This window comes from Endozoicomonas sp. SESOKO3 (assembly GCF_024606255.1).
The window spans coordinates 1-1,080 of sequence record NZ_JAHHPR010000687.1 but is presented as its reverse complement, the minus strand read 5'-3'; the positions used below and the strand labels follow the sequence as shown (position 1 = coordinate 1,080).

General features: G+C 50.1%; 1 protein-coding gene. It reads left to right on the top strand.

Translation table 11 applies throughout. The features are described 5' to 3' along the window. Positions 1–1,080: glycerol kinase GlpK (gene glpK / locus KDK18_RS12030; protein WP_257255166.1), on the top strand; the 1,080-nt coding region annotated here is incomplete at both ends.

Here is a 1,080-nt window from a genome sequence, read left to right as displayed (position 1 = left end):
GTTCTGACGAAATCGCTGCCCTGGGCATCACCAATCAGCGTGAAACCACTGTCGTTTGGGATAAAAATACTGGCCGTCCGGTCTATAACGCGATTGTATGGCAGTGCCGGCGTACAACCGAAATCTGCGAGCAACTGAAGAAAGAAGGTCTGGAAAGCTATATCAGGGAAACTACCGGTCTGGTTTTGGATGCTTATTTTTCGGCAACGAAAATTAAGTGGATTCTGGACAATGTAGAAGGTGCTCGTGAAAAAGCTGAAAACGGCGACCTGCTGTTCGGTACCATCGATACCTGGCTGACCTGGAAACTAACTGACGGGCGTGTCCATGTCACCGATTACTCGAACGCTTCTCGTACCATGCTTTACGATATCAACAGGCTGGAGTGGGACGAAAAACTGCTGAAGGCCATGGGCATTCCTGCCTCCATGTTACCGGAAGTAAAATCCAGTTCTGAAGTGTATGGCCAGACGAACATCGGTGGCAAAGGGGGTACCCGCATTCCTGTAGCCGGTATTGCAGGTGATCAGCAGGCTGCTCTGTTTGGACAAATGTGTCACGAAAAAGGTATGGCCAAGAATACCTATGGCACAGGCTGCTTCCTGCTCATGAATACAGGGAGTGAGCCGGTTAAATCTGAAAACGGTCTGCTGACGACCATTGCTTTCGGCATTGATGGCAAAGTGCAATACGCTCTGGAAGGCTCCGTATTTATGGGCGGTGCTTCCGTTCAGTGGCTTCGCGATGAACTGGGACTGATTCGTGACGCGGCTGACACAGAATACTTCGCCAGTAAAGTTAAAGACACTAACGGTGTTTATGTTGTACCTGCTTTTGTCGGGCTGGGCGCTCCCTACTGGGACCCCTACGCACGAGGAGCAATCTTTGGTTTGACTCGTGGCGCTAACCGTAATCACATTGTTCGTGCAACATTGGAAGCCATTGCTTATCAGTCCCGTGATCTGATCGATGCTATGGAGCAGGATTCAGGTATCGAGATGAAACAGCTGCGTGTCGATGGTGGTGCGGTCGCCAATAACTTTTTGATGCAGTTCCAGTCTGACATTCTTGGCACTGAAG